At 63.6% G+C, this 15,385-nt stretch carries 15 protein-coding genes; 14 read left to right on the top strand and 1 reads right to left on the bottom strand.

Annotated elements, in window-relative coordinates; genetic code table 11:
• The first annotated feature begins 45 nt into the window (after positions 1–45).
• The 10 genes from HY737_04550 to HY737_04505 all read left to right on the top strand — a co-directional run bounded on the left by HY737_04550 (position 46) and on the right by HY737_04505 (position 8,973).
• Complete coding sequence (locus tag HY737_04550; protein MBI4597657.1) at positions 46–1,227, top strand: ATP-binding protein; 1,182 nt, start codon at positions 46–48, stop codon at positions 1,225–1,227.
• 68 nt (positions 1,228–1,295) lie between these two features.
• Positions 1,296–2,549 (top strand): MFS transporter, encoded by a 1,254-nt coding sequence (locus HY737_04545; protein MBI4597656.1) that lies wholly within the window; start codon positions 1,296–1,298, stop codon positions 2,547–2,549.
• 31 nt (positions 2,550–2,580) lie between these two features.
• Positions 2,581–3,402 (top strand): hypothetical protein, encoded by an 822-nt coding sequence (locus HY737_04540; GenBank protein ID MBI4597655.1) that lies wholly within the window; start codon positions 2,581–2,583, stop codon positions 3,400–3,402.
• A gap of 79 nt (positions 3,403–3,481) precedes the next feature.
• The gene (locus HY737_04535) at positions 3,482–4,051 is read left to right on the top strand and encodes a peptidylprolyl isomerase (GenBank protein MBI4597654.1); all 570 of its coding nucleotides are present in this window, start codon (positions 3,482–3,484) and stop codon (positions 4,049–4,051) included.
• 16 nt (positions 4,052–4,067) lie between these two features.
• Positions 4,068–4,883, top strand: a complete 816-nt coding sequence (locus tag HY737_04530) for a 2OG-Fe(II) oxygenase (protein MBI4597653.1) — start codon at positions 4,068–4,070, stop codon at positions 4,881–4,883.
• Positions 4,859–6,715, top strand: a complete 1,857-nt coding sequence (gene cadA, locus HY737_04525; protein MBI4597652.1) for a cadmium-translocating P-type ATPase — start codon at positions 4,859–4,861, stop codon at positions 6,713–6,715. Before HY737_04530 ends, cadA begins: the two co-directional genes overlap by 25 nt.
• A 57-nt stretch (positions 6,716–6,772) precedes the next feature.
• The gene (locus HY737_04520; GenBank protein MBI4597651.1) at positions 6,773–7,066 is read left to right on the top strand and encodes a BrnT family toxin; all 294 of its coding nucleotides are present in this window, start codon (positions 6,773–6,775) and stop codon (positions 7,064–7,066) included.
• Positions 7,063–7,281 (top strand): BrnA antitoxin family protein, encoded by a 219-nt coding sequence (locus tag HY737_04515; protein MBI4597650.1) that lies wholly within the window; start codon positions 7,063–7,065, stop codon positions 7,279–7,281. Before HY737_04520 ends, HY737_04515 begins: the two co-directional genes overlap by 4 nt.
• A 60-nt stretch (positions 7,282–7,341) precedes the next feature.
• Positions 7,342–8,316 carry a cysteine synthase A gene (gene cysK / locus HY737_04510; GenBank protein ID MBI4597649.1) on the top strand — a complete coding sequence of 325 codons (975 nt, stop codon included), beginning with the start codon at positions 7,342–7,344 and terminating at the stop codon, positions 8,314–8,316.
• Between the two features lie 111 nt (positions 8,317–8,427).
• On the top strand, positions 8,428–8,973 hold the full coding sequence (locus HY737_04505) for a response regulator (protein MBI4597648.1): 546 nt from the start codon (positions 8,428–8,430) through the stop codon (positions 8,971–8,973).
• Here HY737_04505 and HY737_04500 read toward each other — a convergent pair.
• On the bottom strand, positions 8,970–9,680 hold the full coding sequence (locus HY737_04500) for a hypothetical protein (GenBank protein ID MBI4597647.1): 711 nt from the start codon (positions 9,678–9,680) through the stop codon (positions 8,970–8,972). The genes HY737_04505 and HY737_04500 overlap by 4 nt on opposite strands.
• A gap of 254 nt (positions 9,681–9,934) precedes the next feature.
• Between HY737_04500 and HY737_04495 the strand changes: the two genes are divergently transcribed.
• From HY737_04495 to HY737_04480, 4 genes are read left to right on the top strand one after another with little or no spacing between them, the layout of a single operon-like run.
• Positions 9,935–10,537 carry a hypothetical protein gene (locus HY737_04495; GenBank protein ID MBI4597646.1) on the top strand — a complete coding sequence of 201 codons (603 nt, stop codon included), beginning with the start codon at positions 9,935–9,937 and terminating at the stop codon, positions 10,535–10,537.
• Between the two features lie 57 nt (positions 10,538–10,594).
• Positions 10,595–12,688, top strand: a complete 2,094-nt coding sequence (nosZ, locus tag HY737_04490; protein MBI4597645.1) for a Sec-dependent nitrous-oxide reductase — start codon at positions 10,595–10,597, stop codon at positions 12,686–12,688.
• A 29-nt stretch (positions 12,689–12,717) separates the two neighbouring features.
• Positions 12,718–14,559, top strand: coding sequence for a nitrous oxide reductase family maturation protein NosD (gene nosD, locus HY737_04485; GenBank protein ID MBI4597644.1), 1,842 nt, complete (start codon positions 12,718–12,720; stop codon positions 14,557–14,559).
• Positions 14,556–15,383, top strand: a complete 828-nt coding sequence (locus tag HY737_04480; GenBank protein ID MBI4597643.1) for an ABC transporter ATP-binding protein — start codon at positions 14,556–14,558, stop codon at positions 15,381–15,383. The genes nosD and HY737_04480 overlap by 4 nt, the downstream gene beginning before the upstream one ends.
• Positions 15,384–15,385 lie beyond the last annotated feature (2 nt).

Below are 15,385 nucleotides of genomic sequence, written 5' to 3'. Positions count from 1 at the left end.
AGAATTTTGTTGACAAACACTCAAATTTCGTAGAAAATTGAGTGTATGAAATACATCACTCGGCTGCTGGAGGCGAAGATCCATCACGCGGTGGCGCGCAACAAAAGCGTGCTGCTCTTCGGGGCCAGGCAGACCGGCAAGACGACCCTGGTCCGCCAGTTTGAGACGGCGCTGTCCATCAGTCTGGTCCGCCCGGAGGTTCGGCAGCGGTATGAGCGATCGCCGGACCAACTCGCCGGCGAGGTGGACGCCTTAGCGCGCCGACGGGGCGGGGGACGTCCGCTGGTGGTGGTGGATGAAGTGCAGAAAGTCCCCGCCCTGCTGGATGTGGTGCAGGATCTGATCGACCGCGGTCGGGCCAATTTCGTGCTGACCGGCTCGAGCGCTCGCAAGCTGCGCCACGGGGCGGCGGTCAATCTGCTGCCCGGCCGCGTGGCAACCCTCCGGCTGGATCCCTTCAGTCTGCGGGAGATTCCCGCGCCATCCGTGGAGGAGCGATTGCTGCATGGATCGCTGCCGGGCATCGTGGCGGTGCCGAACCGATCGGATCGCGAGACGGATCTGGAATCGTACGTCACCACGTATCTGGAAGAAGAGGTGCGGGCCGAAGCGCTCGTGCGCCGCATGGGCGATTTCGCCCGGTTTCTCGAGCTGGCGGCGTCGGAATCCGGCAACATTGTTAATACGCGCAAGCTCTCCCAGGAAATCGGCGTGGCGCACACGACGATCGCCGGCTACTACCACATCCTCGAAGACTGCCTGATTGCCGAGCGCATCGAACCGCTGACTCACAGCGCAACCCGCAAGAAGCTGACGAAATCGGAGAAATACCTATTCTTTGACCTGGGGGTTCGGCGTCTGGCCGCGCGCGAAGGTTCCCGGCCGTCCCGCGAGACCTTCGGGCGGTTATTTGAGCAGTTCGTGGGCCTGGAGCTCGTGCGCTGCGCGCATATCCAGCACCCGGCGATGAAAATTCGTTTTTGGCGCGACCCGGACGGCCCTGAAGTCGATTGGGTAATTGACCATGACGGCGCGTACACCCCGGTAGAAGTCAAATGGACGGATCGACCGCAACTCGGCGATGTTCGCGGACTGGAGATTTTTCTCCAGGAATACGCGTCATCGAAGCAAGGCTATCTGGTGTGCCGCGTGCCACGCAACATGCAACTCAGCCGGCGGATCACCGCGGTGCCGTGGCAGTCGACAGACGAGCTGATTTCAGGTTGAGGACATATCCGTTTTCGTCTCTCTAGACGGCTCTCACGCCTCCTCGCAACAATTGATGGTTTCTGCGCATGCTTGATCAGCCAGCCCCCCGCCACTTCGCCGATGCGCTGAAGGTCGCCGAGGTGCGCCTGCTGCTCGCCGCGGTCGCGTGCTTTACCCTCGCCGGCCGCTCGCTGCTGGTGGTCATCGGCTTTCAGATTTATCGGCTGACCCGCCAACCGGCGGCGTTGGGATTGCTGGGGCTCGTCGAGGCGATCCCCGCCATCTCGCTTTTTCTGATCGGCGGCTATGTCGCCGACCATTGCAACCGGCGCCGGATCCTCCTGATCACGCGGTCGGTGTCCTGCCTCTGCGCCATCGCGCTGGCCCTGCTGTCGCTCACCCAGCACGCCGCCTCGCTCATCGGCTTGTACGTCGTGATTTTCATCGCCGGCATTGCGCGCGGATTCGCCGATCCGGCCCATACGGCCTTTGAGGCCCAGGTGGTGCCCAAAACGCTCACCGTCAATGCCTCCTCGTGGATCACCAGCACGTGGCTGACGTGCGCCGCCGCCGGGCCGGCGATCATCGGCTTCGCGTTCGAATGGTGGGGCGCGGTCGGCTCGTATCTGCTGATCGCCGCCGCCTTCGTCGGCTCGTGGCTGTGCACGGCGCTGATCGCCCCGAAGCCGCAGCCGCCGCCGACCGCCGGCGAGCCGCTGCTGGAGCGCATGATCGTCGGGTGGCGGTTCGTGTTCTCTCATCAGCCGCTGGTCGGCGCGATGGCGCTGGATCTCTTCGCCGTCCTCTTCGGCGGGGCGGTGGCGCTGTTTCCGATCTACGCGGATGACATCCTGCGCGTCGGCGCGCGAGGGCTGGGGCTGCTCAACGCCGCCCCGGCGGTGGGCGCGCTCGTGATCACGCTGATGGCCACGCACCGGCCCCCGATCGCGCGCGCCGGCCGCAACCTGCTGCTGGGGGTGGCGGGCTTCGGCCTGAGCATCATCGTCTTCGCGCTGTCCCGGCACTTTTGGCTGTCGATGGCCGCCCTGTTTTTCAGCGGGATCTTCGACGGGATCAGCGTCGTGATCCGCCGCTCGACGGTGCGGCTGCTGTCCCCGGATCATTTGCGCGGCCGCATCGCGGCGGCCAGCTGGGTGTTCATCAGCGCCTCCAACGAGCTGGGCGCGTTTGAAAGCGGCATGCTAGCCTCGCTGATCGGCGTCGTCCCGTGTGTCGCCGTCGGCGGCGTGGCCACGCTCGGCATCGTGGCCGGCACGGCGCTGCTCGCGCCGCAGCTGCGCCGCCTGCGCTTTGATCCGCGCACGCTTGAACGCCGGTGACGATGTGGTGTAGCATGGGACGCAACAGCGCATGCGCCATGTGATCCTGTTCGTGCACGGAATGGGGACGAAACCCTACACGCTGCCGGCGGCGTTTCAGCGCGGCATTACCGAGGCGTTTGCGCGCGGCGTGCGCGAGGCCGGCCACCGAGCGCCCCCGGCGGAGGCGCTGGCGTGGCGCGAAGCGCCCTGGGCCGACGTGGTGCAGCCGGATCAGAATGCGTTGAAGCGCCGGCTGGATGTGCGCGGCAAGCTGCGCGAGTTCATGGTCAGCTCGCTCGGCGATGTGGTGGCCTACGCGAAGCTGCCGTATCCGCCGGATAAATACGGCCAGATTCAACGCCGCTTCGCCGAGGCCATGCGCGCCATCGCCGAGGAGGCCGCCGCCCGTGCGACGACCCCCACGCGGCTGACCATCATCAGCCACAGCCTGGGATCCGTTATCGCCTCGGACGGCGTCTATGAGCTGCAGCAATCCGGCCAGTTTCCTACGCAGCTTGCCCTCGTGAATTTCTTCACGATGGGCTCGCCGATCGCGCTCTTCGGGCTGCGCTACGGGTTGGAGCATTTCACGAAGCCGATCCGCCCGAAGATCTGGGTGAACTTTTTCTACCCGGAAGACCTGGTGGGCTATCCGCTCAAGCCCCTCAACGCCGCCTATCACCAGGCCGTCGACGAAGATCTGCGCCTGGCCCCGGCCTGGGCCTCGGCCGGCCTCTGGCGCGGGATCACGCGCTTGGCCATCGCGCAGGTTCCCTTGCTGCGCTCGCTTGAATCACATAGTTGGTATTTCAGCGACCGGCGCGTGAGCCGCCGCATCGGCGAGCTGCTCGCGCAGCAGTGGAGGTCTTAGCGTAGTAGGAAGCGGCGCGCGTTTGTGCTATAGTGCCGCAGAACGCAAACATAGGGGCTGTTGTTCAGAGGAGGGTTGGATGGTGCTTCGTCCCGATGTCTTCATCGGTCTTGGTTTCGCCGTCGGCAGCCTCCTGGTGGCGGCGCATGCGCGCGCCGAGGAGCCGCAAGCCTCGGCAACCCCAGCCGCCGCCCCCGCGGCAACGGCTCCCGCGCCGGCCGGGATTCAAAACGGCATGATGGTGCAAATCGACTACACGTTGACCGTCGATGGCGCGGTCGTGGATTCCAGCCAGGGCCGCAGCCCCTTGAGCTACGTGCAGGGCCAAGGAGAAATTATTCCGGGCTTGGAAAAACAACTCGCGGGGCTGAAAGTGGGGGATGCGCGTGATGTGACGGTGGCTCCTGAGGAAGGGTATGGCGCGGTGGATCCGCAAGCGTATGTCGAGGTCCCAAAGACCCAGCTGCCGCCGGAGATGACGCCAGCCGTCGGTCTCGCGCTGCAGGGAACGAGCAAGAACGGCCAGCCCTTTCGCGCGACCATCTCGAAAGTGGATAAGGATACGGTGATCCTCAATTTAAATCATCCGTTGGCCGGCAAAACGCTGCACTTTGCCGTGAAGGTTGTGAAGATCTCTCCCGCCAACTAACCACGTTCGTGCCGCCATGGATGTGACCATCCTGCATCCCCGCCTCCAGCTAGATGAGGTGGCGAAAACCTCCGCGCAGGCGTATCACACCGCGCAGCCGTTTCCGCACATCGCCATCGATGACTTCTTCAACCCGCAGCGTTTGGAGCAGCTGCTCGCGGTCTTTCCTGGCCCGAACGACATCGAGTGGCACCAGTTCCGCAGCGCCACCGAGCAGAAACTCGGTTCAACACACGAGGCGCAACTTCCGCTGCCCATTCGGCAGTTTTTGTATCAGCTCAACTCCTCGACTTTCCTGCGGTTTCTCGAGCAGCTCACCGGCATCCCCAACCTGATCCCTGATCCGCACTTCGTCGGCGGGGGCATGCACCAATCCGTCCGGGGCGGCCAGCTGGCCATCCACGCCGATTTCAACAAGCATCCGCAGTGGGGGCTCGACCGCCGCCTGAATCTGCTGGTCTATCTGAATAAAGACTGGCAGGACGCATGGGGCGGCCAGTTAGAGCTCTGGGATCGGACCATGACCACATGCCAACAGAAGATTGCGCCGCGCTTCAACCGTATGGCCATCTTCTCGACGACCAGCACGTCGTACCACGGCCATCCGCATCCGCTGGCCTCTCCCGAGGGTGTGACGCGGAAATCCCTCGCCCTCTACTACTATTCCAACGGGCGGCCGGCCCAGGAGCACACCGCGCGCCACTCCACCCTCTACCGGGTGCTGCCCACCGACGGATTCATCCGCCGCTATGTCAGCCCGTGGGTGCCGCCGATCGCCTATGCGCTGATCGATAAGGCGCGCCACGCATGGACGCCAAAGACGCCTCGCTAGATCGCAAGCACACCGCGATCGCCATCGCCACGTTGGCGGCCCTGGCCGCCTACGTTATCCTGCGATGGATCCTCCGCAGCTCAGCCGCCCTCTATGACGCCCCGTTGCTAGGCATCCTTCTGCTCGGAGGCGCGCCGTTGCTCTACGACATTGCCGGCGGATTGCTGCGCCGCGAGTGGGGATCCGATGTCTTAGCCGCACTCTCCATCCTGACCGCGGTGATCCTGGGCGAATACGTGGCCGGGGCGATTATCGTGCTGATGTACTCCGGCGGCACCGCCTTGGAGGGCTACGCGGTGACGCGCGCCTCCTCGGTCTTGCGCGCGCTGTCGAAGCGCCTGCCGTCGGTGGCGCATCGCAAGCACAACGCGCAGCTGCTCGATGTGGCCCTCGCCGACATCGCCCCGGGCGATACGCTGGTCATTTTTCCGCATGAAATCACCCCGGTGGACGGTGTTGTCATCGAAGGCCACAGCGTCATGGATGAGTCGTACTTAACCGGCGAGCCGTTTGAGATGTCGAAAGCGCCCGGAGCCACGGTCATCTCCGGCGCGATTAACGGCGAGGCCGCCCTGACGATCCGTGCCACCAAGCGCGCGGAAGACTCCCGCTACGCCAAGATCATGCAGGTGATGCGCGCCTCAGCGCAGCATCAGCCGCGCCTGCGGCGTTTGGGCGATCAGCTTGGGGCCTTCTATACCCCGGTGGCGCTGGGGATCGCCATCGCCGCCTGGGCGCTCAGCGGCGAGTCGAGCCGCTTTTTGGCGGTGCTGGTGATCGCCACCCCGTGCCCGCTGCTCATCGCCATTCCCGTGGCGATCATCGGCGCCGTTTCGCTGTGCGCGCGGCACGCGATCATCGTGAAAAAGCCCGTGGTCTTGGAGCAAGTCGCGACGTGCGAAACCGCCATCTTCGATAAAACCGGAACGCTCACCTACGGCACGCCGGTGCTCGAGGATATCATGTGCGCGCCCGGGGCCTTGCGGCAGGAGGTGCTGCAATGGGCGGCGAGCATCGAGCGGTATTCCAAGCATCCCTTGGCGCGCGCGGTGTTGGCGGCGGCCACGAAAGAGCGCCTGGCCCTGCAGGAAGCCTCTCGCATTGAAGAGGTGCCGGGTCTGGGCCCCTCAGGTGTTGTGGCCGGCCATCACGTGCGCATCATGAATCGCGGCAGCTTGACCGCCGAGCAGCGCGCGGCGGCCGGCGCGCTGCCGCCGCCGGCCGGGATGGAATGCCTGGTGTTTCTCGGCGACCAGTTCGCCGCGCTCTTGCGGTTCCGCGATCAGCCGCGCACCGAGGGCCGGTCATTCATCACGCATCTTGGGCCGCGACACGCGCTGCACCGCATTCTGGTCGTCTCCGGGGACCGCGAATCCGAGGTGCGGCATCTGGCCGAGCGCGTGGGTATTGCCGAGGTGTATGCGGAGCAAAGCCCGGAGCAGAAGGTGGAGCTGGTGCGCCGAGAAACCGCTGCGGCCAAGACCCTCATGGTCGGCGACGGCATCAACGATGCGCCGGCCCTGCTGGCCGCCACCGTTGGCATTGCCATGGGCCAGCGCAGCGACATCACCACCGAAGCCGCCGGGGTGGTCATCATGGATTCCTCGCTGATCAAGATCGATCAGTTCTTTCACATCAGCGAGCGCATGCGCCGCATCGCCTTGCAAAGCGCGGTGGGCGGCATGGGGCTGAGCCTCATCGGCATGGGCTTCGCCGCCGCCGGGTATATCGTGCCTGTGGCCGGAGCACTCGCCCAAGAGGCCATCGATTTGCTGGCGATCCTCAACGCCCTGCGCGCCTCGATCCCCCCGAAATCCCTCTCCGACTTTTAGCCGCCCGTGAAAATCCTTGAAAGCATCCCGCAGGAGTGGTATATTTACATTGTACATATGCATGACATTCGCTTCGAGTGGAACAGAACCAAGGCCGCGTTGAATCGACGGAAGCACGGCGTGTCCTTCGAAGAAGCGCAGACGGTGTTTTACGATGAGAACGCCATTGAGTTCTTCGATCCCGATCATTCGGAGCGGGAGGATCGTTTTATCATGTTGGGGTTGAGTTTCACGTTGCGGCTCTTGGTGGTGTGTCATTGCGTCAGAGAGGCGCAGTCAGTGATCAGAATTATTTCGGCAAGACGAGCCACGCGCCACGAAGCGAAACATTACCGGAGGGAAACCCCATGAGAGCAGAATACGAGTTTTCCAAGATGAAGGGCCGCCGAAATCCGTATGCCAGGCTGCTCAAGAAGCCCGTGACGATTCGGCTGGGAGCGGATGTGGTGGAGTATTTCAAGACCATGGGGAATCAGATGGAAGTGCCGTATCAGAATTTGATTAATCTCTACCTCAGGGACTGCGTGCAGTCGCATCGGCGCATTCAGTGGGTGGGGCAGGGTTGAGGGATTTTTTCGGAGAATACCCCTCGTGTTAGCCGATGCGATATAATAGGTCCTACTGCCATGGCGCCGCGCGTGTTTGACGATAATTCGCTCTCGATCGGCCGCACCCCGCTGGTCAAGCTCAATCGCATTGCGCCGTCGGGGGCGACGGTGTTGGCGAAGATCGAGGGCCGCAATCCCTCCTACTCGGTCAAGTGCCGCATCGGAGCGGCCATGGTGTGGGATGCCGAGCAGCGCGGCGCGCTCTCCCCTGGCAAGGCGCTGATCGAGCCGACGAGCGGCAACACCGGCATTGCCCTGGCGTTTGTGGCCGCGGCCCGCGGCTATCCGCTGACGCTGACCATGCCGGAGACGATGAGCATCGAGCGGCGCAAGATCCTCAAGGCCTTCGGCGCAACACTCGTTCTTACCGAAGGGCCGAAGGGCATGAAGGGCGCGATTGATAAGGCTCTGGAGATTCAGCGCAGCGACCCTGCCCGCTACGTGCTACTGCAGCAATTTGAGAACCCGGCCAATCCGAAGATCCATGAAACGACGACCGGCCCGGAAATTTGGGAGGACACCGGCGGGGCCATTGATGTGCTTATCTCCGGTGTGGGCACCGGCGGCACCATCACCGGGGTGTCGCGCTACATCAAGCTCCAGAAAAACAAGAAGATCCTCTCGGTGGCGGTGGAGCCGACGCACAGCCCGGTGATCACGCAGCGGCTCTCCGGAGCGCCCCTGCAGCCTGGCCCGCACAAGATTCAAGGCATCGGGGCGGGCTTCATCCCCGGCACGCTGGATCTATCAATGGTCGACCGGGTCGAGCAAGTGACCAATGATGAAGCCATCGAGTACGCCAAACGCTTGAATAAAGAAGAAGGCATTCTCTCCGGCATTTCCTGCGGGGCGGCCGTCGCGGTTGCGGTGCGGTTGGCCAAGCTGCCGGAATGTGCCGGGAAAACCTTCGTCGTGATCCTGCCGGATTCCGGCGAACGGTATCTCTCCAGCGTGTTGTTCGAAGGCCTCTTCGACCCCGCCACCGGCTTGTAAGCCCGTCCGGCTCATCCCTTCCGTGCGATTGTGCAACATCTCCGTGCGATTGTGTGCGCCCACTGGTAATTTTTCGCACAGATCAGGTATACTTTTGCACAGGAGGATTCGATGGAGCGGCGCATCCTGGTGATTGATGATGAGGAGAACATCGTCAGCAGTTACCGCGAGCTGCTCACCTGCCATCACTTTGCCGTGACAGCGTGCTCCGAGAGTTCCCAAGCCCTCCCCCTCCTGAGAGCCGAAACGTTCGATATCGTCTTGCTCGACATTCGCATGCCCGGCATTGAAGGGACCGATCTGCTGCCGATGATGAAGCGGCTGCGCCCGGATCTGCCGGTCATCCTCGTCTCGGCCTACTGCGATCCCAAGGATGCCAAGCACTATCAGTCGCTGGGCGCGTTTGAAAGCCTTGGCAAACCGTTCAGCCACGAGGCGCTTGTCGATGCGATTGGCCGCGCCCTCGACCACCAGGAACGCATTCCAGTCGAGCTGCGGAGTCTCTCGCTTCGGCAGGGGCGGGACCAGGTCTATCGGAAATTGATTCTGGCCGCGCTGACGAAAACGAATTGGAACCAAGTGAAAGCGTCGGAGCTGCTCGGGGTGAGCCGGTTTTGCCTGATGCGGTGGATGAAAAAGCTCGGCGTGGCGGTCTAAACTCGGTAGGGTTTCTCCAGCCCCAGCTGCTCGCGCAATTGATTGACCTCCCGCTTTAATTCAATCACACGATCCTCGCGGTCCATCGTGATCTGATTGAGCTGTGCGACCAGCGCTTGCTCCCGTGCTAAAATCTGCTCGGCGGCCCGCCGCTGCTCCTCGATGCGGATCGCGGAGGCCAGGATGGCGAAGAGCGCGCGATCCTCGTCGTTGGGAAGCATGTCCTCCCGGAACATCACGCACAGCGATCCTACGCATGCCTCCCCGCATTTCACCGCCTGGCTGACGGCGGTTTTCAGATGATAGAGTGAAACGTGCGGGTCGGTGGTCGCGTACGACGTCGCCGGCAGGTGGCGCACGACGTGCAATTCCTGGCAGCCGTTGAGGATTTCTTCCGTGCCCACGCGCCCCTCGGCCTCAATGCTCCACGGAAACCCGGGCGGCACTTGCCATTGGGCCAGGGCGTAGAGCCGGTCGCCCTCCATCCGGAAATAGACCGCGTAGGCCCCGCCGAGCAGTTGGCCGGCGAGCGCGGTCAGCTGCCGGATATTTTCGATGCCGTCTGAGCCGAAACGCAAAAAGCAGGCGGTCAGCTGCACGAGCCTCTCCGGCGCTCGTCCGGAGTCTGCGTCTTGCGGGGAGACGTTCGCGAAAACGGAAGGTTCGCGAGTCTCGGTGGCGCGATCCTGAGGGCTGTGAGGGCTCATCTGATCTCCTCGTTGCTTTACGAGACCATCGTACCATATTCGCGGGATTTTGTCAAACGTAACTTATTGTGTTACAATGAGTTATGTGAAGTTCTGCTACAGTTGAGCCGGAAAGTGTAGCACAATCGCCCACTCGGGCTTGAGCTAGCCCCTTCAGCACGGCGCAGTAGATAGCGCAACACCGCCCTGGACACCCGCGCGCGGTGCGGTATAATAGGCGCAACAACCGCACCCCACACCGGAGGAGGTTTCTCATGCATCATGCGCAGCGGCGTCATCTTCTCATCGGGCTGATCATCGGGAGTGTCATGGCCGCCACCGCGGCGGCGGTCTGGGCTTCGCCGCAAGAGCTGCAGAGCTTGAAGAAATCGTATCCAGCCAAGGCGTCGGAGTTTTCCTGCAAGACCTGCCATGAATCCGCGGCCGGCAGCGCGAAGAATCTGAATTATTACGGCCGCGCGATGCAAAAATTCATGGCGGCTGTTTCAATCAAGGCGATGACCCCGGAGCATTTCAAGCGGATGGAGGAATACGACGACGACGGCGACGGCGTCTACAACGGCGATGAGCTGAAGGCCGGCACCAACCCCGGCGATCCGGCCTCAAAACCGGGTGCAGAGCCGGCACCGGCCCAAGTTCAAGAGCCGCCGGTGACGTCATCAACCGAGCCGCAACAGCCGGAGAGCGCGGCTATCCCCGTCCCTGAACCTGCCCCGGTTGCGGCAACAGAGCCCGAAGCGCCGGCGATCATCGAAGCGCCGGCGATCGAAGCGCCGCCTGCCGCGGCAAGCGAGCAGCAGCCGGTTGCCACCCAGCCTGCCAAGGTGAAGGACAAGAAGAAGTCGCGCCGTTGGTAACGTCTCCGCCAGCTTAACGGACAGGCAGGCTCGTACGCTTAACCGAGGGAGAATAGGATGCGTTCGTCTCGGCTGTGGATTATCTTAAGCGCTGGTCTTGCGGTTGGTCTTGTGATCGGGTTATGGCAGGGCTCGGCCAACCACAAGGCGACGCTCCAATCCACGACATCGGCTCCTGGCGGCGGCGGCCAGCCGTCCATCCAGGCAGCCCGATTGCCGCAGGACGCGATGGACATCGTCAAGGAGCGGGGCTTAAGCCCGGCCGATGTCTCCGCCGCGGTCGCCACGTTCATGCCGACGGGCAAGCTAGATGAGTATGTGATGTTCGCCTCCGGCGGCCACAGCGGCCAGATGTTCGCGATCGGGCTGCCCTCGATGCGGCTGTTGCGCACCATCGCCGTCTTTACGCCGGAGCCGTGGCAGGGCTATGGCTATGGGGTCAAAGAAAGCCCGATGGGCCATGGGGCCGATGACAGCCGCGCCGGGCTTCCGCCGCTGCGATGGGCCGATACGCATCATCCGGGCTTGAGCGAAACCAACGGCGAGTATGACGGCCAGTACCTCTTTATCGGAGATAAGGCCAACGGCCGCATGGGGGTGATCGACCTGCGCGATTTCGAGACGAAGCAAATCGTCGCCAACCCCGTGTTCGTCAACAACCATGGCGCCGCGTTCGTGACCCCCAACACCGACTACGTGTTCGAATCCTCCCAATACGCTGCCCCCCTCGGCGGCAAGTACGCGCCGATCAGCCAATACCAGCAGGAGTACCGCGGCTTCGCCGCCTTCTGGAAATTCAACCGCGACAAAGGGCGCATCATGGTCGATGAATCCTTCGCTATCGAGCTGCCGCCGTATTGGCAGGATCTGGCCGATGCCGGCAAGCTGGTCAGCGACGGCTGGGTGTTTTTCAACTCGTTCAACACCGAGATGGCGACCGGCGGTGTGGAAAGCGGCAATCCGCCGTTTGAAGCCGGGGCCTCCGAGCGCGACATGGACTACATGCACGTGATCAATTGGAAGAAAGCCGCACAGGTCGTCGCCGCGGGCAAGGTCGACATGATCAACGGCTTCAAGGTGATCCGCCTGCCGGTGGCGATTGCGGAAGGGCTGCTGTATTTCATCCCCGAGCCGAAAAGCCCTCACGGGGTCGATATCTGCCCTGAGGGGACGCACATCGTCGTCGCCGGCAAGCTCGATCCGCACGTGACGATCTACAACTTCAACAAGATTCAAGACGCCATCGCCAAGCAAGATTTCGAAGGCAAAGACTCCTACGGGGTGCCGATCATCCGATTCGATTCGGTGAAGGAAGCCCAGGTGGAGCTGGGCTTGGGGCCCTTGCACACGCAGTTCGACAACCAGGGCTATGCGTACACGAGCCTCTTTCTGGAGAGCGCCGTGGCTCGTTGGACCATGGGCGACTGCAAGTACACAGCGCCGGAGAAACCGTGGAGCCTGGTGAGCAAAGTCCCGGTGCACTTTAACGTGGGGCACATCGCCGCGGCCGAGGGCGACACGGTCAGTCCGGACGGCAAGTATCTCGTCTCGCTGAACAAATGGTCGGTCGACCGATTTCTCAACGTGGGGCCGCTGCTGCCCCAAAACCTGCAGCTCGTCGATGTGTCGAAGTCCGGCGATACTATGCAGGTGCTGTATGACATGCCCATCGGGATGGGCGAGCCGCACTATGCCCAGATCATCAAGGCGGATAAGCTGAAAGCCTGGGAGGTGTATCCTGAGGTCGGCTGGAATCCGCTGGAGCAGGCCAAGAGCGCGGACGCGTCGCTGGAAGGCAAGATCGAGCGCCACGGCGACACCGTCGAGGTCTACACCGCCTCGATCCGCAGCCATTTTGATCCGGAGCATGTCGAGGTGACCAAGGGCCAGCACGTGATTTGGCATATCACGAATTTGGAGCGGACGCGCGATGCCACGCACGGCTTCACGGTGCCGGGGTATAATATCGCGGCCAGCATCGAGCCTGGCGAGACCGCGACGGTGGAGTTCATCGCCGCCAAAGAAGGGGTCTTTCCTTTTTACTGCTTGGAGTTCTGCTCGGCGCTTCACCTGGAAATGGCCGGCTACTTCCTCGTGAAACCCCCAGAGGCCGAGGTTGCCGCCGAGTCCTCCGCCGCGCCAAGTTCCTGATACTCGCCATCCGGTTCGCGTGAGGCGCCATGCCGATTGATCAGCGCCCCATCCCGCGCGCTGGGGGATGGGGTCGCGGTGTGTTTCTGCTCGCTGCAGCGCTGCTCATCGCCTCCGCCTTTCATCCCTACTGGCGGATGCGCGTGTCCGCCCCCCAGTATCCCAAAGGCCTCCATCTCATTATCTATGTCAATCGGCTCGAAGGCGATGTCCGGGAAATCGATTCGCTTAACCACTATATCGGCATGCGAGCGCTCGCCCATGGCGCGAAAGTGGAGCGAGCCATCGCCATCCCAGGGCTGATCCTTGCGGTGCTCGGGCTGCTGCTGGCGGCCGCCGTTCGCCGCCGGTGGGGAAGGCTTGGCGCGCTGCCCACCCTGCTGCTGCCCCCGGTCTTCGCGGCGGATTTGCTCCTCTGGATGCGCGACTACGGATTGAATCTTGATCCGAAAGCGCCGCTGAACCGCGCCGTCAAGCCGTTCGTCCCGAAGATCGTCGGTGAAGGCACGATCGCGCAATTCCACTCATCCGCCGGGTTCGACCTCGGGTTTTGGCTGGCCGCGGGCGCTGCCGGGTTGGTCCTGGCGGCGTTGTGGCTGACCTGGGCGCGCGGCGGGAGCTCGCGGCGCACGATGATCTCCGCCGGCGTAAGTCTTGCCCTGATCCTGGGCGGCTCCGAGGCCTGGGCCAAGACGCTGACGGTGTCGGCTTCCAGCGCGCCAACACTTGCGGCAGCGCTGGACGCTGCCGAGGATGGCGACACGATTGTGGTCGAGGGCGGCGTGCACGCCGGCCCGGTGATCGTGCAGCGTTCGGTGACGTTGATCGGCCGTCACCAGCCGGTGATCGACGGCGGTGGCGCTGGCACGGTGGTGGAGTTGGCCGCTCCCAAGATCCGCCTCAGCGGATTTACCATCCGCCGCAGCGGCGATCTGCTCGCACAGGGCGATACCGGCATCCTGGTGAGGGCGCCGGAGGCGGTGGTGGAAGACAATCAGCTCGATGACGTGCTCTTCGGCATTTCGCTGCGCCGAGCGCCCGGCGCGGTCATCCGCCGCAACCAGCTGCGCAGCCATCGGCTGGCGGTGGCACGGCGCGGGGATCTCATCAAGACCTGGTACAGCGATGACGTGACCATCGCCGACAATCGCATTGACGGCGGGCGGGATTTGGTGCTGTGGTATTCCCGGCGGATTCGAGTGCTGCGCAACAACGTGCGCCGCGGCCGCTACGGCTTGCATTTCATGTATTGCAACGACGCCGACGTGCGGCAGAATCGCTTGGAAGACAACTCGGTCGGCGTCTATCTGATGTACAGCCGCGGGCTGCGGCTGTCCGATAATCGGATCACGCGCAACCGCGGCCCCTCAGGATTCGGGCTCGGCCTGAAAGACATGGAGGACACGCGGATCGACCGCAATCTCATCGCCGACAACCGCGTCGGGGTGTTTCTGGAGCATGCCGCTGTACAGTTTACGCGTAATGTGATCGGGGCGAACGACATCGGCCTGCGGCTGGTTCCCTCCGGGGTCGCCAGCGGATTTTCCGGCAACAGCTTCATGGACAACGGCGAGCAGGTCTCGGTCGACGGGGAATCCGACGCAGCGCTGAATCGCTGGGACGGAAATTTCTGGAGCGATTACCGCGGCTTTGATGCCGACGGCGACGGGATCGGCGACGTGCCGTACCGTCATCTGCGGCTCTTTGAGCGGCTGGCCGATGCGCACCCGGCCTTGCGGCTCTATGCCGGCAGCCCGGCGGCGACCGCGATCGACGCGGCCGCGGCTCTGTTTCCGATTTTTGCGCCGCGCCCGATGCTGGCCGACCTGCATCCGCGCATGCGCCCGATGCCGGCGGCGCCCGCCCCATGAGCACTACCGACTCACCCGCCGCAGCACCGGCGGCCGCCATCCGTGTTGAGCGATTGACGAAACGGTTCGGCGCGCAGCCGGCGGTGGATCAGCTCAGTTTCGAGGTGGCGCGCGGCGAGACTGTCGTGCTTTGGGGCGCCAACGGGGCGGGCAAGACCACCGTGCTGCGCTGCGTGCTGGGCGTGCTGCCGTTTGAGGGATCGATTCGCGTCTTCGGCCATGACGCGGCGCGCGAGGGCAAGGCCGTGCGATGGATGCTGGGCTACGTGCCGCAGGAGCTCGGGCTGCCAGGGGATGCCACCGTCTGGGAAGCCGCGATGCTGTATGCGCAGCTGCGCCGAGTGCCCGCCTCGCGCGCGACGGATGTGCTGCACGCGTGGCAGTTGGGCGGCGCAGCACGGCAGCTCGTGCGCACGCTCTCAGGCGGGATGAAGCAGAAGCTCGCCGTGGCGATCGCGCTGTTGTCTGATCCGCCGATCTTGCTGCTGGATGAGCCGACGAGCCACCTGGATGTGCGCAGCCGCGGAGAGTTCACCGCGCTGCTAAAGCGCTTGCAGGGCGAAGGCAAAACCTTAGTGCTGTGCTCCCATCGCATGAGCGAAGCGATGAAGCTGGCAGACCGCGTGATCGTGCTGGAGCGCGGGCGGGCGGTGCGCTGCGGCACACCGGAGGAAGTGCGCGGCGCCATCAACCGCGAAGCGCTGCTGGGCATCATGGTGCCGCCTGAGCAACACGCCGCAGCGGTCGACGCGCTGAAGCGCCAGGGTCTTGATGTCCACGTGCTGGATATTGAGATCGAATCCGGCCAAGCCCAGCGAAGCTAATT

It is taken from the genome of Candidatus Omnitrophota bacterium, from assembly GCA_016209275.1.
GTDB lineage: Bacteria > Omnitrophota > Gorgyraeia > Aquiviventales > Aquiviventaceae > JACQWM01.
Note: the sequence above shows the minus strand (reverse complement) of the source record. Positions and strands in the feature narration are given on the sequence as shown.